24 protein-coding genes are annotated in these 20850 nt (G+C 74.3%); 17 read left to right on the top strand and 7 right to left on the bottom strand.

Annotated elements, in window-relative coordinates; genetic code table 11:
* The first annotated feature begins 53 nt into the window (after positions 1-53).
* From ABD665_RS14560 to ABD665_RS14550, 3 genes are all read left to right on the top strand, one after another.
* Complete coding sequence (locus ABD665_RS14560) at positions 54-479, top strand: ChaB family protein (RefSeq protein ID WP_204913356.1); 426 nt, start codon at positions 54-56, stop codon at positions 477-479.
* 127 nt (positions 480-606) lie between these two features.
* Positions 607-1242 carry a methylated-DNA--[protein]-cysteine S-methyltransferase gene (locus tag ABD665_RS14555; RefSeq protein ID WP_204913355.1) on the top strand — a complete coding sequence of 212 codons (636 nt, stop codon included), beginning with the start codon at positions 607-609 and terminating at the stop codon, positions 1240-1242.
* Positions 1239-1835, top strand: coding sequence for a methylated-DNA--[protein]-cysteine S-methyltransferase (locus ABD665_RS14550; RefSeq protein WP_204913354.1), 597 nt, complete (start codon positions 1239-1241; stop codon positions 1833-1835). The genes ABD665_RS14555 and ABD665_RS14550 overlap by 4 nt, the downstream gene beginning before the upstream one ends.
* A 33-nt stretch (positions 1836-1868) precedes the next feature.
* On the opposite strand, the gene ABD665_RS14545 is transcribed toward ABD665_RS14550, so the two are convergent.
* Complete coding sequence (locus tag ABD665_RS14545; protein ID WP_204913353.1) at positions 1869-2690, bottom strand: oxidoreductase; 822 nt, start codon at positions 2688-2690, stop codon at positions 1869-1871.
* A 246-nt stretch (positions 2691-2936) separates the two neighbouring features.
* Positions 2937-4202: a multidrug effflux MFS transporter gene (locus ABD665_RS14540; protein ID WP_344742479.1), complete on the bottom strand. Its 1266-nt coding sequence runs from the start codon at positions 4200-4202 to the stop codon at positions 2937-2939.
* A gap of 129 nt (positions 4203-4331) precedes the next feature.
* Between ABD665_RS14540 and ABD665_RS14535 the strand changes: the two genes are divergently transcribed.
* On the top strand, positions 4332-5552 hold the full coding sequence (locus tag ABD665_RS14535) for an Nramp family divalent metal transporter (protein WP_344742583.1): 1221 nt from the start codon (positions 4332-4334) through the stop codon (positions 5550-5552).
* A gap of 44 nt (positions 5553-5596) precedes the next feature.
* Here ABD665_RS14535 and ABD665_RS14530 read toward each other — a convergent pair whose 3' ends face one another.
* The 4 genes from ABD665_RS14530 to ABD665_RS14515 form a co-directional block, all read right to left on the bottom strand.
* A complete protein-coding gene (locus ABD665_RS14530; protein ID WP_204913352.1) occupies positions 5597-6256 on the bottom strand; it encodes a Maf family nucleotide pyrophosphatase in 660 nt (219 codons plus the stop codon).
* A gap of 26 nt (positions 6257-6282) precedes the next feature.
* Positions 6283-6876: a DUF937 domain-containing protein gene (locus ABD665_RS14525; RefSeq protein WP_204913351.1), complete on the bottom strand. Its 594-nt coding sequence runs from the start codon at positions 6874-6876 to the stop codon at positions 6283-6285.
* A 67-nt stretch (positions 6877-6943) separates the two neighbouring features.
* Entirely contained in the window at positions 6944-7198 is a 255-nt protein-coding gene (locus ABD665_RS14520) for an acyl-CoA carboxylase subunit epsilon (protein ID WP_344742478.1), read from the bottom strand.
* A gap of 22 nt (positions 7199-7220) precedes the next feature.
* On the bottom strand, positions 7221-8738 hold the full coding sequence (locus ABD665_RS14515; RefSeq protein WP_204914933.1) for a carboxyl transferase domain-containing protein: 1518 nt from the start codon (positions 8736-8738) through the stop codon (positions 7221-7223).
* A 128-nt stretch (positions 8739-8866) separates the two neighbouring features.
* On the opposite strand from ABD665_RS14515, the gene ABD665_RS14510 reads away from it, so the two are divergent.
* The 6 genes from ABD665_RS14510 (at position 8867) to ABD665_RS14485 (ending at position 13008) form a co-directional block, all read left to right on the top strand.
* Positions 8867-9709, top strand: a complete 843-nt coding sequence (locus ABD665_RS14510) for a biotin--[acetyl-CoA-carboxylase] ligase (protein ID WP_204913349.1) — start codon at positions 8867-8869, stop codon at positions 9707-9709.
* Between the two features lie 300 nt (positions 9710-10009).
* A complete protein-coding gene (locus ABD665_RS14505) occupies positions 10010-10480 on the top strand; it encodes a globin domain-containing protein (RefSeq protein ID WP_344742477.1) in 471 nt (156 codons plus the stop codon).
* Between the two features lie 57 nt (positions 10481-10537).
* Positions 10538-11050 carry a PH domain-containing protein gene (locus tag ABD665_RS14500; RefSeq protein WP_204913348.1) on the top strand — a complete coding sequence of 171 codons (513 nt, stop codon included), beginning with the start codon at positions 10538-10540 and terminating at the stop codon, positions 11048-11050.
* Positions 11047-11496, top strand: a complete 450-nt coding sequence (locus tag ABD665_RS14495; protein WP_344742476.1) for a GtrA family protein — start codon at positions 11047-11049, stop codon at positions 11494-11496. The genes ABD665_RS14500 and ABD665_RS14495 overlap by 4 nt, the downstream gene beginning before the upstream one ends.
* A 76-nt stretch (positions 11497-11572) precedes the next feature.
* Positions 11573-12520: an alcohol dehydrogenase catalytic domain-containing protein gene (locus tag ABD665_RS14490; RefSeq protein WP_204913347.1), complete on the top strand. Its 948-nt coding sequence runs from the start codon at positions 11573-11575 to the stop codon at positions 12518-12520.
* 2 nt (positions 12521-12522) lie between these two features.
* A complete protein-coding gene (locus tag ABD665_RS14485; RefSeq protein ID WP_204913346.1) occupies positions 12523-13008 on the top strand; it encodes a GNAT family N-acetyltransferase in 486 nt (161 codons plus the stop codon).
* 96 nt (positions 13009-13104) lie between these two features.
* Here the strand turns inward: ABD665_RS14485 and ABD665_RS14480 are convergent, their stop codons facing one another.
* Complete coding sequence (locus ABD665_RS14480; RefSeq protein ID WP_204913345.1) at positions 13105-13947, bottom strand: DUF4394 domain-containing protein; 843 nt, start codon at positions 13945-13947, stop codon at positions 13105-13107.
* A 214-nt stretch (positions 13948-14161) separates the two neighbouring features.
* On the opposite strand from ABD665_RS14480, the gene ABD665_RS14475 reads away from it, so the two are divergent.
* The 7 genes from ABD665_RS14475 (at position 14162) to ABD665_RS14445 (ending at position 20822) form a co-directional block, all read left to right on the top strand.
* Complete coding sequence (locus tag ABD665_RS14475; protein ID WP_344742475.1) at positions 14162-14692, top strand: sigma-70 family RNA polymerase sigma factor; 531 nt, start codon at positions 14162-14164, stop codon at positions 14690-14692.
* The gene (locus ABD665_RS14470) at positions 14689-15351 is read left to right on the top strand and encodes a zf-HC2 domain-containing protein (RefSeq protein WP_204913343.1); all 663 of its coding nucleotides are present in this window, start codon (positions 14689-14691) and stop codon (positions 15349-15351) included. The genes ABD665_RS14475 and ABD665_RS14470 overlap by 4 nt, the downstream gene beginning before the upstream one ends.
* Before the next feature lie 60 nt (positions 15352-15411).
* On the top strand, positions 15412-16587 hold the full coding sequence (locus tag ABD665_RS14465) for a 5-(carboxyamino)imidazole ribonucleotide synthase (protein ID WP_344742474.1): 1176 nt from the start codon (positions 15412-15414) through the stop codon (positions 16585-16587).
* Complete coding sequence (purE, locus tag ABD665_RS14460) at positions 16580-17125, top strand: 5-(carboxyamino)imidazole ribonucleotide mutase (RefSeq protein ID WP_204913342.1); 546 nt, start codon at positions 16580-16582, stop codon at positions 17123-17125. The genes ABD665_RS14465 and purE overlap by 8 nt, the downstream gene beginning before the upstream one ends.
* Positions 17106-17903: an EI24 domain-containing protein gene (locus tag ABD665_RS14455; protein ID WP_204913341.1), complete on the top strand. Its 798-nt coding sequence runs from the start codon at positions 17106-17108 to the stop codon at positions 17901-17903. The genes purE and ABD665_RS14455 overlap by 20 nt, the downstream gene beginning before the upstream one ends.
* A 21-nt stretch (positions 17904-17924) precedes the next feature.
* Positions 17925-19088, top strand: coding sequence for an acyl-CoA dehydrogenase family protein (locus ABD665_RS14450; protein WP_204913340.1), 1164 nt, complete (start codon positions 17925-17927; stop codon positions 19086-19088).
* Between the two features lie 192 nt (positions 19089-19280).
* On the top strand, positions 19281-20822 hold the full coding sequence (locus tag ABD665_RS14445; RefSeq protein WP_204913339.1) for a lysyl oxidase family protein: 1542 nt from the start codon (positions 19281-19283) through the stop codon (positions 20820-20822).
* Positions 20823-20850 lie beyond the last annotated feature (28 nt).

Here is a 20850-nt window from a genome sequence, read left to right as displayed (position 1 = left end):
ACGGCGAGAGCGGCGGAGACGACGCCGAGCCGAGCACGGGACGAGGAGGCGGGATGCCGGAGAAGGGCAGCGAGGCCGAGCGGATCGAGGAGGACCGGCTCCCGAGCACGCTGGACCGGTCCGACCAGAAGGCGAAGGACACCTACGCCGAGACGCTCGCGTCGGCCGAGGAGCAGTACGGCGACGGGCGCCGGGCGCACCAGACGGCGTGGGCGGCGGTGAAGCACACGCACGAGAAGGTGGGCGACCACTGGGAGCCGAAGGAGTCGAACGGCCCCTCGGACGCCCAGGCGGCGGGCGGCGCGGGCACGAACCGCGAGACGAAGGGCGGCGTGGACGCGAACGCCTCCAAGGGCCACCTCTACGAGCTCGCCCAGAAGGCGGACATCCCCGGCCGCTCGACGATGACCAAGGACGAGCTGGTCGACGCCCTGCAGAAGTCGAACGACCGGGAGACGGCGAAGGCCCGTCGCGACTGACGCCAACGGGCTTCGCTGGCCAGTGACCGGGATCACACGCACCTCGACCTCACGTCTGCCCGTCGGCGGGCGACTACCTCACGACAGCGCCCCGGGGACGGCCCCGGGGACGGCGGAGGAGGTCAGGATGACGGCGACGGTCACGGAGACGGTGGAGACGGGTCGGGCGACGGACGAGGGCTCGGGCGCACAGGTGCCGGAGCGCCGGCACGCGGTCGTGACGACCGCGCTGGGCGACCTCACGGTCGTGGCCGAGGGGCCGGAGGTGGTGGGCGTCTACTTCGTCGAGCACCGGCCGGAGCCGGACCGCGCGCGGTTCGGCCGAGCCGTCGAGCAGGCGGACGACGAGGTGCTCGCCGCCGCCGCCGAGCAGCTCGTGGACTACGCCGACGGGAGACGCACCTCCTTCGACCTCCCGCTGCGCCCCGACGGCTCCGAGCGGGCGCGGCAGGTGTGGGCGCTCGTCGCGGCCGTGCCGCGCGGGGAGACGACCAGCTACGCCACGCTGGGCCGGGCGGTCGGCGTCGGGCCACGGGCCGCCGGTCAGTTCGTGGCCCGCAACCCGCTCTGCGTGCTCGTGCCCTGCCACCGGGTCGTGGCCTCCGACGGCCGGCTCACCGGCTACGCCGGAGGGGTGGAGCGCAAGCGCCAGCTGCTCGAGCTGGAGGGTGCGCTCGACGTGGGTTCGGGGACCGTGGTCCCGGCCACCTCGCCGACCCCTGCGTCCACCAGCGCGTTAGCCGCGGGCGAGGTCGACGGGTGACGGGGCTGGACGAGGCCTACGGGGCGGCCGACAGCCACCTCGAACGCCTGCTGGGCCGGTTGGTCGAGGCCGCGGACGGGCGGGAGGAGGTGGACGTCGGCTACCGGGTCGTGGACGGGCCGGTGGGTCCGCTGCTGCTCGCGGCGACGACGACCGGGCTGGTCCGGGTGGCGTTCGCGAGCGAGGGCGAGGACGCGGTGCTGCAGGAGCTGGCCGACCGGGTCAGCCCGCGGGTGCTGCCTCTGCCCGGCCGCCTCGACGAGACGGCCCGGGAGCTGGACGAGTACTTCGCCGGGCGGCGCCGTCGCTTCGACGTGGCGCTCGACTGGCGCCTCTCGAGCGGGTTCCGGCGCGGCGTTCTCGGGCACCTCGCGGTGGACGTGGCTTACGGGCACACGACCTCGTACGCCGGCCTCGCCACCCTGAGCGGCAGCCCGCGGGCGGTCCGGGCGGTGGGCACGGCGTGCGCCACCAACCCGATCCCGGTGGTGGTGCCCTGCCACCGGGTCGTGCGCTCGGACGGGTCGATGGGCCGCTACCGCGGGGGTGAGGAGGCCAAGCACGCCCTCCTGGAGCTGGAGGGCGTGCGTTGACCTCGGGGGTTCAGCGAGCTTGCAGGCTCAGGCTCAGCCCTGGGCCTCGAGCGCGACCGGCTGCCACGCGTTCCAGAGGGCGAGGCGGGACTCGTAGTCCTTCGTGGCGATGCCGAGGGGAGCCTGGCCGAAGAACACGCGCAGCGGCGGCTCGTCGGCGTCGACGACCTTGAGCAGGGCGGCGGCGGACGCGTTGGGGTCGCCGGGCTGGGTGCCGCCCCGGCGGGCGCGCTGACCCTCGCGGATGGGCTCGTACGCGTCGATCTCGTCGCTGTGCTTCGCGGACGGGCCGGACCAGTCGGTGGAGAAGCCGCCCGGCTCGACGAGGGTGACGTGGACGCCGAAGCCGGCGACCTCCTGGGACAGGGCCTGGCTCAGACCCTCGAGGGCCCACTTCGACGCGTGGTAGGCGCCGATGCCGGGGAACGCGCTGATCCCGCCGATGGAGGAGACCTGGATGATGTGGCCCGAGCCCTGCTCGCGCAGGTAGGGCAGGGCGGCCTGGGTGACCCAGACGGCGCCGAAGAGGTTCGTCTCGAGCTGCGCGCGCAGCTCGGCCTCGGTGAGCTCCTCGACCATGCCGAAGTGGCCGTAGCCGGCGTTGTTGATGACGACGTCCAGCCGACCGAAGTGGTCGTGCGCCTGGCGGACCGCGGCGAGGTCGGCCTCGCGGTCGGTCACGTCGAGCTGCAGCGGCAGCAGGGCGTCGCCGTACTTCTCGACGAGGTCGTCCAGGGACGACGTGTCGCGGGCGGTGGCGGCGACGCGGTCGCCCCGCTCGAGGGCGGCGATGGTCCACTCGCGGCCGAAGCCGCGGGACGCGCCGGTGATGAACCAGACCTTGGGTGACGCCATGGGGTGCTCCTCGTGCTCGGTGCGGGACTCACGGCCCCGCGACCAGAGCGACAACCGGGAGGACGGGGCCTTTATGCCGCTGAGGCCCGGGTGTGAGCGGGTTCATGGGCGCGTGCGCGCCCGAGCGCGCCCTCCGTCCGGCGCTGCGCGAGTGGCGCCGACGGACACGCGACACGCCGTGCAGGGGTATCGAGTGGCGCCACTCGCACAAGTGGTGCGCGGGAGGAGGTACGGGGAGTGGCTGGGTCAGGCGGGGGGCTGGGGGCCGTCGAGGTCGTCGGGTTCGGCGATCGGCTTGCGGCGCAGGGCGGGCAGGGCGACGCCGAAGAAGATCGCGGAGGCGGCGAGGCTGCAGGCCACGGCGACGATGCCCAGGGGGACCGCGGTGTCCTCGCCGGCGAGGCCGACGAGCGGAGCGACGACGGCGCCGAGGAGGTACTGGCCGAGGCCGAGCAGGGACGAGGCCGAACCCGCGCGGTCGGGGTGGTCGGCCAGGGCGAGCGCGGTGGAGGTGGGGAAGACCAGCCCCAGGGCGCTGACCATGACGAAGAGCGAGACGAGCAGGAAGGGGAGCCCGAGGCCGGTCAGCACGGTGACGGCGAGGCCGGCGGCGCCGAGGAGGTTCATCAGCAGGCCGAGGGCCATCACCCGGTGCGGGCTCCAGCGGTGCGCGAGCCGGGCGCCGACCTGGCCGAGCACCATGATGCCGAGCGCGTTGGCGCCGAAGGCGAAGGAGAACTGCTGCGCGCTGAGCCCGTAGAGCCGCTGCAGCACGAAGGTGGCCCCGGCGATGTAGGCGAACATCGACGCGCCCGCCAGCCCGGCGGCGAGCACGACGGCGACGAAGAAGCGGTCGCCGAGCAGGAGGCGGAAGCTCCGCAGCGTGTCGCGCACGCCGCCCGCGCGACGTCGCTCGGCCGGCAGCGACTCGGGCACGCCGAAGACGCCGGCGGCCAGCAGGACGATCCCGAACGCGGCGAGGACGACGAAGATCCCGCGCCAGCTCGTGACGAGCGCGAGCTGGCCGCCGATGACCGGCGCGAGCACCGGCGCGAGCCCGTTGACCAGGATCAGCCGGGAGAAGATGATCACGAGCCGGCGGCCGGAGTAGAGGTCGCGGGCGACGGCGCGCGCGATGACGATGCCGGCCGCGCCGCCCAGGCCCTGCAGCAGCCGCAGGACGACGAGCAGCTCGATGGTCGGGGCGAAGGCGCAGGCGGCCGAGGTGATCAGGTAGACGACGAGGCCGACGATCAGGGGAGGCCGCCGACCGAACTGGTCCGAGAGCGGGCCGGCGACGAGCTGGCCGGTCGCGAGCCCGAGCAGGCAGGCGGTGATGGACAGCTGCGCGGCCGACGTGGACGCCCCGAGGTCGGTGGCGAGCGCGGGCAGCGCGGGCAGGTAGAGGTCCAGCGAGATCGGCCCGAACATCGACAGCATCCCGAGGACGACGACCAGACGGACGTCCGACCGGGGGCGCGCGGAACCGGGCTTTCCAGGCTGGGAGGGCACGCGTCACGGTAACCGCGCGATCGGACGAGATCCCGCCCGTCTCTCCGGGCCCCTGCGCCGAATGGCTGGTGCTGGTTACCCTGCGGTCCGCAGGGTGAGGCGACGAACGGCCGGGAGTGGCGCGTGCTGGTGCAGCGGGAGCGGATCGAGCGGTTCCGCGCGGGCTCTCGCCTGCTCGGGCCCGCGTTCGTCGCGGCCGTGGCGTACGTCGACCCCGGCAACGTCGCGACGAACACGGCCGCGGGGGCGGCGTACGGGTACCTGCTGCTCTGGGTGCTGGTCGGCGCGACGCTGATGGCGGGGCTGGTGCAGTACCTGTCGGCCAAGGTCGGCTGGCTCACCGGCCGGTCGCTGCCGGCGCTGGTCGGCGAACGGAACACCCCCGGTCTGCGCCGCACGTTCTGGGTCCAGGCCGAGATCGTCGCCGTGGCGACCGACCTCGCGGAGATCGTCGGCGGTTCGCTCGCGCTCAACCTGCTCTTCGGGCTGCCCGTGGTCGTCGGTGCCGTCATCACGACGGCGGTCAGCACCGCGCTGCTGCTGCTGCAGAGCCGGCGCCGGCAGAAGGTGTTCGAGCGGGTGGTGACGGGCATGCTCGCCGTCGTCGCGGTCGGCTTCCTCGCCGGGCTGTTCCTCGACCCGCCCGACCCCGTCGGGGCCCTCGGCGGCCTCGTGCCCCGTCTCGCCGGCGCGGACAGCGCGCTGCTCGCGGTCGGCATGCTGGGCGCGACCGTGATGCCGCACGCGGTCTACCTGCACTCGGCGCTCGTCGGCGACCGGCACGGCCGCGCCACGGAGGCTGACGCCCACGGCGTCCTGCGGGGCGTCCGGATCGACGTGACCCTGGCGATGGTGCTGGCCGGCGCCGTGAACATCGGCATGCTGCTCGTCGCCGCCACCACCCTCACCGGCCTGGAGATCGACGGGCTGCCCGACGCGGTCGAGGGCATCGGCTCCCGCCTCGGCTCCGGCGTCGCGACCCTGTTCGCCCTCGGGCTGCTCGCGTCCGGCCTCGCCTCGACCTCGGTCGGCGGCTACGCCGGGGCGGTGATCACCGAGGGGCTGCTGCACCGGCGGATCCCGCTCCTCGTGCGACGGCTGATGACGGCCGGTCCCGCGCTGGTGCTGCTCGCCGTGGGCCTGGACCCGACCGAGCTGCTGATCGGCTCGCAGGTCGTGCTGTCCTTCGGCATCCCGTTCGCGCTCGTGCCGCTGGTCCGGATCGCCGCCGACGACGACCTGATGCGGCTCGCGCCGACCGGGCGGAACGTGATCCGCCTGGCCTGGCTGGTGGTCGGCATCGTGGTGGCGCTGAACGCCACGCTGGTCGTGCTCACGCTGCTCGGCTGAGCCGGCCGCACCGGCAGGGCGGGCGCCCGCCCGGGGAGAGTGCGTCAGCGACGACGCCAGAGCGACGGCCAGGCGACCCCGAGGTCGGCGAGGAGCCTCCGCAGCAGCGGGAGGCTGATGCCCACCACGTTGTGGTGGTCGCCCTCGATCCGCTCCACGAACGGCCCGCCCAACCCGTCGACCGTGAACGCCCCGGCCACCTCGAGCGGCTCGCGCGTGGCGACGTAGGCGTCGACCTCCGCGTCCGACAGGTCCGCGAACGTCACCCGCGTGGATCCGACCGCGCTGCGCACCGCCCGCGCACCGCCCGTGTGCACGACGACGTGGTGACCCGTGTTGAGAACGCCGGTGCGACCGCGCATCAGCCGCCAGCGCTCGACCGCGGCGGCGGCGGAACCGGGCTTGCCGTACGCCTGCCCGTCGAGCTCGAGCATCGAGTCGCAGCCGACGAGCACGGTGGTCCGGCCGTCGAGGGCCAGCGTCGCGTCGACGGCCTCGGCCTTGAGCCGGGCCAGCTCCGCGGTCAGCGCGGCCGGGTTGTCGGCCACGACGTCCGACTCGTCGACCCCGGACACCACGACCTCCGGGTCGAAGCCCGCGCTGCGCAACGTGGCCAGCCTTGCGGGCGAGGCCGAGGCGAGGACGAGGCGTACGCCGTCGGCCGCCCCGTCCGTCGGGGTCGGGTCCGTCGTCGGCTCGCTCACCGCTCGTCGCTCCTGCGCGTCCGTGCTCAGCGGCGTCCGCCGCCGAGCAGGCCACCGAGGACGTCGCCGAGCCCGCCCGGGGAGGACGAACCGGCCTGGCCGCCGCCGAGCAGCCCGCCGAGGAGGCCGCCGAGGCCGCCCGCGCCGGCCCCCTGCCCCTGACCGCCGAGAAGGCCACCGAGCACGTCGGCGAGGCCGCCGCCCTGCTGCGCCGCCTGGCCCTGCCCGCCGAGGCGCTGGGTCAGGTAGGACAGCACGATCGGGGCGAGGATCGGCAGGAGCTTCTGCACCAGGCCGGTCTGGCCGCCGAGCGAGCCGCCGAGGGTCTGCGCGACCTGGTCGGACTGGCCGCCGAAGATGTTGCTGACGATCTTGCTGCCCTCGCCCTGGTCGACCTGGCCGAGGTCGACGCCGCCCTGGACGAGGTCGGGGGAGTGCTGGCCGAGCGCGCCGGCCAGCGAGGCCGCCCCCGCCGGGTCCTGCGCGTTGGCGTGCAGCCCGCCGAGCAGCGCCGGCAGGACCTGGCGCACGGCGGCCTCGGTCGACTGCTCGTCGCTGCCGACCTGACCGGCCAGGGCGTTCATGGGCAGCTGGGCCACGATGTCGTCGACGGCGCTCACGGGGTCCTCCTCGTTCGGGTCAGAGGACGCTCAACCTAGCCCGGGGCCGCGGTTCGTCGACCCGCGGTCAGCCGCGGGCGGACCGGCGCCAGGCGTCGGGCCCGGGCCGACCGGGCTCGCGGCCCGCGCGCGCCGACGCGGCCCACGCCGACGGTCCCTGCCGCGGCGGCGCCGGCTCGTCGACCGGCCGGGTCCGGGCGGCCAGCACGACGCTCAGCGCCGCCAGCTCGACGTCGGTGGGCGCCCCGCGCACGACGCGGAACAGCGGCTCGACGGGAGCGCCGTCGGTCGCGTCACCGGGATCGTGACCGGCGTTGCTCACAGCGCCCACCGGTTCGCTCCGCTCACAGGGGGATGTTCCCGTGCTTCTTGGGCGGCAGCGTCTCGCGCTTGTTGCGCAGCAGCCGCAGCACCCGGGTGATCTCGGACCGCGTCTCGTGCGGGGCGATGACCGCGTCGACGTAGCCGCGCTCGGCCGCGACGTACGGGTTGGCCAGCTCGTCGTCGTACGCGGTGATCAGCTCGGCGCGGCGGGCCTCGGCGTCCGGGTGGTCGTTCAGCTCGCGGCGGTGGAGGATGTTCACCGCGCCCTGGGCGCCCATCACGGCGATCTGCGCGGTCGGCCAGGCGAGGTTGAAGTCGGCGCCGAGGTGCTTGGACCCCATCACGTCGTACGCGCCGCCGTAGGCCTTGCGGGTGATGACGGTGACGAGCGGGACGGTGGCCTCGGCGTAGGCGTAGATCAGCTTGGCGCCGCGGCGGATGATCCCGTTCCACTCCTGGTCGGTGCCGGGCAGGAAGCCGGGCACGTCGACGAACGTGACCACGGGGACGTTGAAGGCGTCGCAGGTCCGGACGAACCGGGCGGCCTTCTCCGACGCGTCGATGTCCAGGCAGCCCGCGAAGTGCAGCGGCTGGTTGGCCACGACGCCGACCGCGCGGCCGTCGATGCGGCCGAAGCCGACGAGGATGTTCGGCGCGAAGAGCTGCTGGACCTCCAGGAAGTCGCCGTCGTCCAGCACGTGCTCGAGCACCTCGTGCATGTCGTACGGCTGGTTGGGCGAGTCCGGGACCAGCGTGTCGAGCTCGCGGTCCACGTCGTGCACCTCGAGCCCGTTGTCCACCTCGTAGGCGGGCGGGTCCTCGAGGTTGTTCTGCGGCAGGAAGGACAGCAGCGCACGCACGTAGGAGATGGCGTCCTCCTCGTCGGTGGCGAGGTAGTGCGCGTTGCCGGACTTCGTGTTGTGCGTCCGCCCGCCGCCGAGGTCCTCCATGGTGACGTCCTCGCCGGTGACGGTCTTGATCACGTCGGGGCCGGTGATGAACATCTGCGAGGTCTTGTCGACCATGACGACGAAGTCGGTGAGCGCGGGGGAGTAGACGTGCCCGCCGGCCGCCGCGCCCATGATCAGCGAGATCTGCGGGATGACGCCCGAGGCGTGGGTGTTGCGGCGGAAGATCTCGCCGTAGAGGCCGAGGCTGACCACGCCCTCCTGGATGCGCGCGCCGCCGCCCTCGTTGAGCCCGATGAGCGGGCAGCCGGTCTTCAGCGCGAAGTCGATGATCTTGACGATCTTCTCGCCGTAGACCTCGCCGAGGCTGCCGCCGAAGACGGTCACGTCCTGGCTGAAGACGCACACCGGGCGGCCGTCCACCTCGCCGAAGCCGGTGACCACGCCGTCGCCGTACGGGCGCCGCTTCTCCATCCCGAACGTCGTCGAGCGGTGCCGCGCGAACTCGTCCAGCTCGGTGAACGAGCCCGGGTCGAGGAGCAGGGCGATCCGCTCGCGCGCGGTCAGCTTGCCGCGGGCGTGCTGCTTCTCCACCGCCGCGGCGGAACCGGCGTGCACGGCCTCGTCCATCCGGGTGTCGAGGTCGGCCAGCTTGCCGGCCGTCGTGTGGATGTCCGGCTGTCCGGTCTGCGCGGGGTCGACGTCGAGACTCACAGCAGGGAACCCTAGCCCCGCCGGTGCCCCACTAGGGTGCGGACGTGCCTGACCCTGCCGCCCGTGCCGACGACCCGATCGAGCGCGCGACGCTCCTGGCCGAGCTCGTCGACGTGGAGAGCCTGTGGTCCGCGATCGACGTGGTCGACGAGACGGGGTCGACCAACGCCGACCTCGCGGCCGCCGCGCGCGCCGGTGCTCCGGCAGGCAGCGTGCTGCTGGCCGACCACCAGTCCGCGGGCCGGGGACGGCTCGGCCGGACGTGGACGGCGCCGCCCGGCACGAGCATCGCCATGTCCGTGCTGGTCCGCCCGGCCGTCCCCGCCGACCGCTGGACCTGGCTGCCCCTGCTCGCCGGGCTCGCCGTGTCCGACGGCATCCGCCAGGAGGCCGACCTCCCGGCCGACCTCAAGTGGCCGAACGACGTGCTGGTGCTGGGCCGCAAGGTCTCCGGGATCCTCGCCGAGCGGGTGGAGACGCCCGACGGGCCGGCCGTCGTGATCGGCATGGGCCTCAACGTGCACCTGACGACCGAGCAGCTGCCGGTTCCCACCGCGACCTCCCTCGCCATCGTCCTCGACGAGCTCGGGCTGGGGGCCTTCCCGCTACACCGCACGAGCATCGTGTCGACGACCCTGCGGTCGCTCGAGCGGATCCTCGCGCGCTGGGAGGAGGTCGCGGCGGTGCCCGGCCTGAACGGCGACGGCCTGGCGCTGGCCTACCGCGAACGCTGCGCGACGATCGGGCGCGAGGTGCGGGTCGACCTCTCCGACGGCACCTCCGTGGTCGGCGTCGCGGTCGACGTCGACGGCTCGGGCCGCCTCGTGGTCGAGAACGCCGACGGCCGGCGCACCTTCGGCGCCGGCGACGTGGTCCACCTGCGCTGACCCGGGCGGAACGCCAACCCCTGCGGGGCCCTTCGACGAGCTCAGGGAGCGTTCCTGACCTCGAGACGCCCCCTGAGCCTGTCGAAGGGCCTCGAAGAGGTCGGCGTCTTCTCCAGGAGTCCAACTCCTTCGGACCCCTTCGACGAGCTCAGGGGGCGTTCCTGACCTCGAGACGCCCCCTGAGCCTGTCGAAGGGCCTCGAAGAGGTCGGCGTCTTCTCCAGGAGGCCAACTCCTTTGGAGCCCTTCGACAAGCTCAGGGGGCATTCCCTCTCCCGTCGTTCCGTGCCACGGTGAGGAGGTGACCGATCCCGCGCGGGAGACGAGCGTGTACGAGGCCGCCGGCGGGCGGGACGGGATGGTCGCGCTGGCCGGGGCGTGGCACCGGCGGGTGGTGGCCGACGAGGTCGTGGGCCACGCGTTCTCCCGCGGGGTCGATCCGCACCACGTCGAACGACTCGCGGCCTACTGGGGCGAGGCGCTCGGTGGGCCGCCGACCTTCTCCACCGCGTACGGCGACGGGTCGTCGGTGGCCCGGGTCCACGGCGGGAACGGCGAGCACCAGGAGATGGACGACCGGGCGGTCGCCTGCTTCGACGGGGCGCTCGACGACGTCGGGACCAGCACCGGAACCGCCGTCGGTGACGTGCTGCACGCCTACTTCGCGTGGGCGACGCGCACCGCGATGAACGCCTACCCGGACTCGCCCGACGACGTCCCCGACGGTCTGGAGATCCCGCGCTGGTCCTGGGACGGGCTCGTCCGGGGCTGACGAGGTCGAGACCCGAGTCGGACGTCCGGCGCGGTGCGCTGTGCCACCATGAACGGTGTGGGGCTGCCGTCGCGGATGCTGGGCGCCGACGAGTACGAGGTCCTGCACACCCGGACCCACGCCAAGGCGCTCGTCGGGCCCGCGCTGGCGCTCATCGGGACCGGCGCGCTGGTCGGCGCCGGGACGGCCGTGATCCCGACCGACTACCGCCCGTTCGGGCAGCTCGTCGTCCTCGTGCTCGGCGGTGCGCTCGCCGGCTGGGCGTGCGTACGCCCGTTCCTGCGCTGGCGGGCCACCACCTACTCCCTGACGAACCGCCGGCTGGTCATGCGGACCGGCGTGCTCAACAAGGTGAGCGTCGACCTCCCGCTGTGGCGGGTCAACGACGTGTCCACCCAGCGCAGCCTGGGCGACCGCCTGCTCGGCTGCGGGACGCTCGTCGCCCAGACGGCCGGCGAGGGCGCGGTCGCCCTGCGCGACGTCCCCGACGTCCGGCACGTGCAGCGCGCGGTCACGGAGCAGCTGTTCGGCGAGCTCTCGGCCGCGCCGGGGCAGGGGTCCGGCCGGTGAGCCACCTCCCGCAGCCCGTCGAGCTCCCGGTCGCCGAGCGCACGTCGGCCCTGCCCCTCAAGACCCAGCTCGTGCGGTTCGTCCTCACGGGCGGGCTCTCCGCGCTCGTCGACTTCGGCCTGCTGGTCCTGCTCATGCACCTGGGGCTCGGGCACACCGGCGCCAAGGCGCTCTCCTTCGTCGCCGGCACGACCACCGCGTACCTGATCAACCGGCGCTGGACGTTCCGCGCGGAACCGTCCCGGCGCCGGTTCGTCGCCGTGGTCGTGCTGTACGCGCTGACGTTCGGCCTGCAGGTCGGTCTCTTCTCCGTCCTGTTCACCGCGCTGAGCGCGCACGGCTTCTCCCTGACCGTGGTCCAGGTGGTCGGCTTCGTCGTGGCCCAGGGCGTGGCCACGACGGTCAACTTCGTCGTGCAGCGGGGCGTGATCTTCCGGCTCGCGTGAGCCTTCTCGCACCGGCCGCGTACGGGGAACAAAGGTCGCCGCCGCACCTCTTGCACCGGGCATGAGAGCAGTAGCGGTGACGGAGTTCGGTGGGCCCGAGGCCCTGCACGTGGTCGAGGTGCCCGAGGTGCACGCGGGTCCCGGCGAGGTGCGGGTCGCCGTGCGGGCGGCGACGGTCAACCCGACGGACGTCGGGGTGCGGAGCGGGCTGTACGCGCGGATGGCGGGCACGCCGCCCGAGCTCCCGGCCGTCCCCGGGATGGACGTCTCCGGGGTCGTCGACGAGGTCGGCCCGGGCACGGACGGCCGTCTGGCGGTCGGCGACCGGGTGATGGCGATCGTGCTGCCCTCCGGCGGCCACGGCGCCTACCGCGAGCAGGTCGCGCTGCCGGCGGCCTCCGTCGTCCCCGCGCCCGCGGGCGTGGACGACGCCGCGGCCTCGACCCTGCCCATGAACGGCCTCACGGCCCGGCTGGCCCTCGACGAGATGACGCTGGACCGTGGGCACGTCGTCGCGGTGACCGGCGCGGCGGGTTCCTTCGGGGGCTACCTCGTCGAGCTCGCCAAGGCCGACGGCCTCACGGTCGTGGCCGACGCGAGCGACGCCGACGTCGAGCTGGTCCGCACCCTGGGCGCCGACGTGGTCGTGCCCCGCGGGGACGGCTTCGCCGCAGCGGTGCGCGAGCAGTTCCCGGACGGGGTCGACGGCCTGGCCGACGGTGCGCTCCTCGGCGCCGCCGCCCTGCCCGCCGTGCGCGACGGGGGCGTGGTGGTCACCGTCCGCGGCTACCGCGGCGAGGACGCCGAGCAGGAGCTGGCCCGCGGCCTCCGGATGGTGCCCGTCTTCGTGCGGGACTACGCGCAGAACACGCCCGCGCTCGAGCGGCTGCGCGAGCAGGCCGAGGCGGGCGAGGTGACCCTGCGGGTGGCTGACGTCGTGCCGGCGGCCGACGCGGCCGAGGCCCACCGGCGCATGGAGGCGGGCGGGGTCCGCGGACGTCTGGTCCTCGACCTGACCCGCTGAGCATGGAGGTCGTCGCGGTAGCCGCCGACGCCTGGCGCCGCTGGCGCGCGCTGCGGCTCGCCGCGCTGGCCGAGGCCCCGCAGGCGTTCGGGTCGACGCTCGCGGGCTGGAGCGGGGCGGGTGACACAGAGGAGCGCTGGCGGGACCGGCTGGCGTCGGTCCCGCACAACCTCGTCGTCGTGCGCGCCGGCGAGGACGTGGGGATGGTCAGCCTGGCCGCGCCCGCGGGCGGGGAACCGCCCGAGCTGATCGGCATGTGGGTCGCCCCGCCCGCGCGCGGGACCGGCGTGGCCGACGCCGCCGTCACCGCCGTCCTGGCCCTCGCGGCCGAGGCGTACCCCGGGCGGGCCGTGGTCCTCTCGGTCTACGCGGACAACGCCGCGGCCCGCCGGCTGTACGCCCGGCACGGCTTCACCGACGCGGGGCCGTCGCCGGACGGTGAGGGCGAGCTGCGGATGGTGCACGACGCCGCCGCGCGGCGGCCCTGACCGGCCCGACCCCCACGAGCACGACCCGAACGAGCGCGACACGGTGGGGCCGCCGCCCGGGCTCCCCCCGGCCCGGGCGGCACCCCCCGTCAGCCGTCAGTCGAGATCGACGGCGAGGTCGGTGACGGAGTAGGGCAGCGAGCCGACCTTGTCGATGTCGCCGGTCAGCAGGTCGACCGTGTAGAAGGACGTCTTGCCCCCGGCGGTCACGGTCGCGTAGCCCTCGACGGAGTTGGTCCGGCCGGACTTGATGTCGGAGAAGATGTCGAACCCGACCTCCGCACCCGCGTCCACCCCGAGCTTGCCGGTGGCGGCCAGGGTGCCGGCGTTGGCCGGGGACTGGATCGCGATCTGGTCCTGGGCCGTGTCCAGCACGAACAGGGTCGTCGCGGTGGCCGCGGCCAGGTCGTTGTTCGTGTAGGCCGCCCCGCCCACGCCGGTCGCGGCGACCGGGCCGGTCGGGGTCGCGTACGCGAGCGAGCCGTCGGTCACCGTCGCGGCGGTGGCCCCGTCGCCCTCGCCGAACGGCTGGCGTAGGTTCTGGCCGGTGTCGCTCACGATCCGCAGGGCGTTGGCGACCGGGTTGAAGTCGACGCCGAACGAGGTGCCGTCGAGCTCGACGGTCAGCTCGCCGACGCTCGTGGCCTTCGCCGAGCTGGTCGACAGCGTGTAGAGGCCGCCCTGGTTGCCGACGCCGTAGAGCTTGCCGTTCTGGACGCGGCGGTCGATGCCGACGAGCGCGGTGTCGCCGACCAGGCCGGTGATCGCCTTGGTGCGCTTGGCCTTGCCCGGCTTGTCGGTGTCGAAGCGGACGAGGCGGGTGCCCCCGTCGGACAGCCCGGTGGCGTCGTCGGCGGCGGCCGCCATGGCGGTGGCCGGGACGGCGAGCCCGGCGACGGCGAGGCCGGCGACGGCGATGGTGACGCGGCGGATCTTCACGGTCAGTTCCCTTCGGTCGCCCAGACCCGGGCGGGGGGAGTCCGCCCGACGGCGGCTGGAGGTGTCTACGCAGCCGCGTGCGCCGGCGTTCAGGACGGACCGCGATCTTTTTCCGGCCAGTCCGCTGCCCGCCTCGTGACGAACTCGGGTGAACGCGAGGCGGTCGGCCCGCGTAACCACCTCGGGGAACGAGCGGAGGGAGGTGGGCGGGGCGGTGACGACGGACCTGTCGCACGACGTCGGCCTGCGCGCGGCGTACGACGACCACGGCCCGGAGATCTACCGGTTCGCGTTCCGGGGGCTCGGTGACGCAGGCCTCGCCCAGGACGCGGTGCAGGAGACCTTCCTGCGGGCGTGGCAGTCGGCCCGGCACTACGACCCGGGCCTGGCCAGCCTGCGCACGTGGCTCTTCGCCATCGCCCGCAACGTGGTGATCGACCTGCACCGGCGCCGCAGCACCGCGTCCTTCGCGCACGTGACGGCGGACGAGGCCGGGGTGGCCGCCGGCCTGCCCCCGGTCACCGATCGGACCGACACCGTCCTCGCCCGCGCGGTCGTGACGCAGGCCCTCGACCGGCTGAGCCCGGAGCACCGCCAGGTGATCGTCGAGACCCACCTGCGGGGCCGCACGTACGACGAGCTGGCCGCCACCAGCGGCGTCCCGGCCGGCACCTTGCGGAGCCGGATGTTCTACGCACTGAAAGCCTTGCGGGTGACGATGGAGGAGATGGGGGTGTCCTGGTGAACGAGGAGGAGCACCGCGCGCTGCGCGAGCTGCTGGGGGCCTACGTCCTCGAGCAGCTGGACGCCGACGGCGTCGACACCGTCCGGGCCCACCTCGCCGGGTGCGAGGCGTGCCGCGCCGAGGTGGCCGACCTGCTCCCCGTGGCCGCCGCGCTGCACGAGCTGGAGCCCGCCGACCTCGACCGGGAGGCACCGCCCGCCGATCTCGGTGACCAGGTCCTGCAGACCGTACGGCGACGCCGGCGTGCGGCCGCCCGCCGCTCCCGCTGGCGTCGCGCCGGCGGCGGGGTCCTGGTCGCGGCGTCGCTGGCGGTCGCCTTCGGGGTGGGCAGCTGGTTCACGGGTCCGCGCACGGACCCGCCGGTGATCGCCGTCGCCCTCAACGTGGACCAGCCGGGGCTCACCGCGGACGCGGGCCTGGTCCGGCACACCTGGGGCACGGAGCTCAAGCTCGAGGCCCGGGGCCTGGCGGCCGGCGGCAGCTACGCGGTGACCTTCGTCCGCGCCGACGGCGAACGCGTCAGCGCGGGCAGCTTCCTGGGCACGGGCGCCGACCCCGTCCGCTGCAGCGTGAACGCCGCGCTGCCGGTCGACCAGGCCCGCGAGCTGATGATCACCGACGCCAGCGGCGCGCTGGTGATGGACGCCCGGCTGGGCTGAGCCGCTCGCGGGCCGGTGACCGGGTGACCGTCGCGGCGGGGGCGGATAGGCTCCCGCGGCGTGACGACCTCACCTGCGCCCGTCCGGCCCTTCGTCGTCGGGATCGTCGGTGGCGGCCAGCTGGCCCGGATGATGTACGAGGCCTCGATCGGTCTCGGCGTCCGGGTCGCGCTGCTGGCGGAGGGCCCGGACGTGTCCGCGGCGCAGGTCGTCCACGACGTCACGGTCGGCGACTACACCGACGCCGAGACGCTGCGGGCGTTCGCCGCGCGCTGCGACGTCATCACCTTCGACCACGAGCACGTGCCCACCGGCCTGCTGCGCGACCTGGAGGCGTCGGGCACCGCCGTGCGGCCCGGTCCGGACGCGCTGATCCACGCGCAGGACAAGGTCGTCATGCGCGACCGGCTGAGCGCCGCAGGGATCCCGTGCCCGGCCTACCGCGTGGTCGCCGACGCGGACGCCCTGCGCACGTTCGGCGACGAGACCGGCTGGCCCGTCATCGCCAAGACCTCGCGCGGCGGCTACGACGGCAAGGGCGTGTGGAAGATCGACGCGCCCGACCAGGCCGACGAACCCTTCGCCGCGCTCGGCGGGCTCTCGGCCGGCGCCGAGATCCTGGCCGAGGAGTACGTGGACTTCGCCCGTGAGCTGAGCGCCCTCGTCGTGCGCTCGCCCAGCGGCCAGGCCGTGGCCTACCCGGTCTCGGAGTCGGTGCAGCGCGACGGCATCTGCGTCGAGACCACCACGCCCGCGCCCGGGCTGACCGAGGAGCAGGCCGTCGCCGCCGAGGCGCTCGCCCTGCAGGTCGCCGGAGAGCTGGGGGTGGTGGGGGTGCTCGCCGTCGAGCTCATGGAACGCCGCGACGGCACGGTCGTCGTCAACGAGCTGGCCATGCGCCCGCACAACACCGGGCACTGGAGCATCGACGGCGCCCACACCTCGCAGTTCGAGAACCACCTGCGCGCCGTGCTCGACCTGCCGCTCGGCGACCCGGGCACGCGCGACCCGTGGACGGTGATGGGCAACGTCCTCGGCGGCTCCGAGCCCGACCTGCCCTCGACCCTGCTGCACTGCTTCGCCCGCGACCGGCGCCTGCGCGTCCAGCTCTACGGCAAGGAGGTCAAGCCGGGCCGCAAGGTCGGGCACGTGACCGCGTACGGCGACGACCTGGTCGAGGTCCGCCGCCGCGCGCGGCACGCCGCCGGCTACCTGATGGGGGACCACGATGCCTGAGACCACCACGCCCACCGCCACCACGGGCGAGAGCCCGGGTCGGCCGCGTGTCGGCATCGTCATGGGCTCCGACTCCGACTGGCCGACCATGGAGGCCGCCGCGCAGGCGCTGGCCGAGTTCGGGGTCGCGTACGAGGCCGACGTCGTCTCCGCCCACCGGATGCCGGACGCGATGCTCGCGTACGGGCACGGCGCCCACGAGCGCGGGCTCGAGGTGATCATCGCCGGTGCCGGCGGCGCGGCCCACCTGCCCGGGATGCTCGCCGCGGTCACCCCGCTGCCCGTGATCGGCGTCCCGGTCGCGCTCAGGCACCTCGAGGGCCTCGACTCGCTGCTCTCGATCGTGCAGATGCCGGCCGGCGTCCCGGTCGCGACCGTGGCGGTGGGCAACGCCCGCAACGCCGGCCTGCTCGCCGTCCGCATCCTCGCCAGCGGCGACCCGTTGCTGACCACGGCGATGCTCGCCTTCCAGGACGACCTGCGGCGCAGCGCGGAGGCGAAGGGCGAGGCGGTGCGGCGTGCCGTCCGCCCCGGCTGAGGCCGTCGGCGGGCTGAGGCTGCTCGGGCGCGCCGCGTCCTTCCTGGTGCGCCGGCCCCGGCTGTTCTGGCTCGGTGCGGTGCCACCCGCGGTCACGTCGGTCGTCTTCGTCGTCGCGCTCGTGCTGCTGGTCGGCCACCTTGCCGGCCTGACCGCGGCGCTGACGCCCTTCGCGGACGCGTGGTCGGCCGGCGCGGCCACCGCCGTCCGCGTGGTCGTCGGGACATTGCTCGTCGGCGGCACGGTGCTGCTCATGGTGCTGCTGTTCAGCACGCTCACGCTGGCCCTCGGCTCCCCGGTCTACGACGCCATCAGCGAGGCCGTCGACCGCGCGTCCCCGGACGCCCCGGCCCCCGTCGACGAACCCGTCCGTACCGGGCTCGCCCGGACCGTGCGCCAGTCGGTCGGCCTCGTGGTCGTGTCGGCCCTCGGGGCCGCGGCGCTCTTCGGCGCCGGCTTCGTCCCCGTCGTCGGCCAGGTCGCCGCACCCGTCGGCGGCGCCCTGTTCGGGGGCTGGATGCTCGTCACCGAGCTGGTCGGCAGCCCGCTCGAGCGCCGGGGCGTGCTCACCCTGCGCGAGCGCCGCGCGACGCTCGCCCGCCGCCGGTGGCGGAGCCTCGGGCTCGGGGTCCCGGCCTTCCTGCTGCTCTCCGTGCCGTTCGTCGCGGTGGTGGTCTTCCCCGTCGCCACGGCCGCCGGGACGCTGCTGGCCCGGCAGCTCCTGGACGAGCCGACCGACCCGCCGGCCCCCGTGCGGCGACAAGTTACCCGCGGGTAACCCCGGGAGTACGCTCCCGCCATGGGCGACGACGCCAGCGGGATGTTCCGGACCTCCGAGGAGCACGAGGCGTTCCGCGCGGCCGTGCGCGAGGTCTGCGACGCCAAGGTCGCGCCGCTGGCCGCCGCCGTCGACGAGCAGGCCGCGTTCGGCTGGGAGTCCTACGAGGCGCTGCGCGCCGGCGACTTCCACGCCCCGCACGTGCCCGAGGCGTACGGCGGGGTCGGGGCCGACGCGCTGGCGACCGTCGTCGTCATCGAGGAGGTCGCGCGCGCCTGCGCCTCCACCTCGCTCGTCCCGGCGGTCAACAAGCTGGGCACCGTGCCCTGGCTGCTCGCGGGCAGCGAGGCCCTCAAGCAGCGCTACCTGCCGCTCGTGGCCAGCGGCGAGGCCATGGTCAGCTACTGCCTGTCGGAGTCCGAGGCCGGCTCGGACGTGGCCGCGATGCGCACCCGGGCGGTGCGCGACGGTGACGGCTGGGTGCTGGACGGGGCCAAGCGCTGGATCAGCAACGCGGGCGTCTCCAGCCTCTACACGGTGTTCGCCGTGACCGACCCGACCGCCCCGCGCGGCCACGGCATCAGCGCCTTCGTCGTGGAGCGCGACGACTCGGGTGTCTCCTTCGGCGCGCCGGAGCGGAAGCTCGGGATCAAGGGCTCGCCGACCTGCGAGGTCTACCTCGACCACGTCCGCGTGCCCGCCGACCGGCTCGTGGGGGAGGAGGGCGGCGGCTTCGCGCTGGCCATGCGCACGCTCGACCACACGCGGGTGACCATCGCCGCCCAGGCCGTCGGCATCGCCCAGGGCGCGCTCGACGCCACGCTCGCGTACGTGGCCGGGCGGCAGCAGTTCGGTCACGCGGTCGGCGACTTCCAGGGCGTCCAGTTCATGCTCGCCGACATGGGCATGCGGGTCGAGGCCGCCCGCCAGCTCACGTACGCCGCCGCGGGCCGCTCCGAGCGGAACGACCCCGACCTGACCTGGTTCGGCGCGAGCGCGAAGTGCTTCGCCTCCGACGTCGCGATGGCGGTGACGACGGACGCGGTCCAGCTGTTCGGCGGCTACGGCTACACCCACGACTACCCGGTCGAGCGGATGATGCGCGACGCCAAGATCACCCAGATCTACGAGGGCACCAACCAGGTGCAGCGCGTCGTGATGGCCCGCCACCTGCTGCACCGCTGAGCGGGACCTCGACCGCGCGCGTCCCTCGCGTCGCCCCCGAGGACCGTTCCGGTCGGGCCGGTGTACGACCTGGGTCTCGACTTCGACTGCGCGGCGAAACAAGTGCCGTCGCTGAGAGCAACCTGTCAGTCACCTGTGCTTGCCTTCAGGTCCAAGCCGGTGCCCACCGGCCAGACCCAGGGGGATCCGAAGATGAACCGTCGTCCACGCGTGGTGCGCCACGCCGTCCGCTCGTTGGTGGTCGCCGCCGCGGTCGCGGCCACCGCCGTCGCCGGGGCCGTCCCGGCCGGCGCCGCGACCCGTCCCGCGCTCACGCTCGAGGCGTCGCGGTCCAGCGTGACGGTCTACCGCTACAGCGACGGGGACGAGGCCTTCCTCGACGGCGACCTCGGCGTGTACGCCGTCGCCGACGCCAAGCAGGCCTTCGAGGTGCGCGCGGAGCGCCGGGACTACGACCACCCGGTGGTCGCCAGGCTGGTGCGCAAGGGCCGCGACCGCACGCTGCCAGCACCGCCCGACCTCAGCGGCCTCGCGAACTTCTCCCGCACCACGTTCCGCGACAGCAGGGGCAAGGTCGTCACGACCTCGACGTCCGCCTTCTGCCCCGACGTCTACGAGCCGGTGCGTCGTTCCCCGTCCGCGCCGGCGAGCTCGCCCTACCCGCAGGGCTGCGGCGCCAACCCCTACGCCCTCGGCGCCGTGTGGGGCCTGCAGCGCGGCTACGCCGCGAGCCTGGGTGGCGAGGACGCCTACTACGGGATCAGCGAGCTGCCGGACCTGAAGCCGGGCTCGTACGTCGCGACGACGAGCATCACGCCCGCCTACCGCACGGCGCTCCGGATCCCCGTCGCGAAGGCGCAGGCGACGGTGCACGTGACGGTCGTGGAGGCGGACGACGACGGGTGCGAGGAGCTCCGCGGCTGCCGCCAGGCCGCGAAGGTGCGCACGAGCGCGGCCCGGGTCGCCGCCGCCCGGACCGAGAAGGCACCGACCAGGCTGACGGGGTCGAGGGCGAAGCCGAGCGGCCCGCTGCCCGACCTGCGCTCCCTGCCGGCCTGGGGCATCGTCTCCGACGGCCGCTACCTGAACTTCAGCGCCACGGTCTGGAACGCCGGACCGGGCCGGCTGGTCGTGGACGGGTTCCGGGACTCGAAGGACGAGAACCTCATGAACGCCTACCAGTACTTCTTCACGGCGTCGGGGAAGCAGAAGGGTTACGCCCCGGTCGGGGGCATGGAGTGGGACGCGCGGGACCACCACCAGCACTGGCACTTCCAGGACTTCGCGCGCTACAGCCTCGTCAGCGCCGACCACAAGACGCGGGTGGTGAGCGGCAAGGAGGCCTTCTGCCTCGCCAACACCGACGCCGTCGACTACACGGTCAAGGGCGCCAGCTGGCAGCCGCGGAACACCGACCTGTCCACGGCCTGCGGGAGCCGGTCGGCGCTCGGGGTCCGCGAGGTCCTCGACACGGGCTCGGGCGACACCTACGAGCAGTTCCGGGAGGGGCAGGCCTTCGACCTGAACGGCGTGGCGAACGGCACCTACTACGTCGAGATCGCCGCCAACCCGGACAGGGTCCTCTACGAGCGCAGCACCAAGAACAACGTGTCGCAGCGCAAGGTCGTCATCGGGGGGACCAAGGGGAAGCGCACGGTGCAGGTGGCGAAGGTCGGCGTGATCGTCGAGCCGCCGGTCGACGTCGACGAGGGTGACGACGGGTTCCGCCGCTGACGCGCTGCTGAGCCGGTCCGTCGACGGG

It is taken from the genome of Microlunatus spumicola (assembly GCF_039536445.1).
Taxonomy (GTDB): Bacteria; Actinomycetota; Actinomycetes; order Propionibacteriales; family Propionibacteriaceae; genus Microlunatus; species Microlunatus spumicola.
This window is presented reverse-complemented; position numbering and strand designations above follow the sequence as displayed.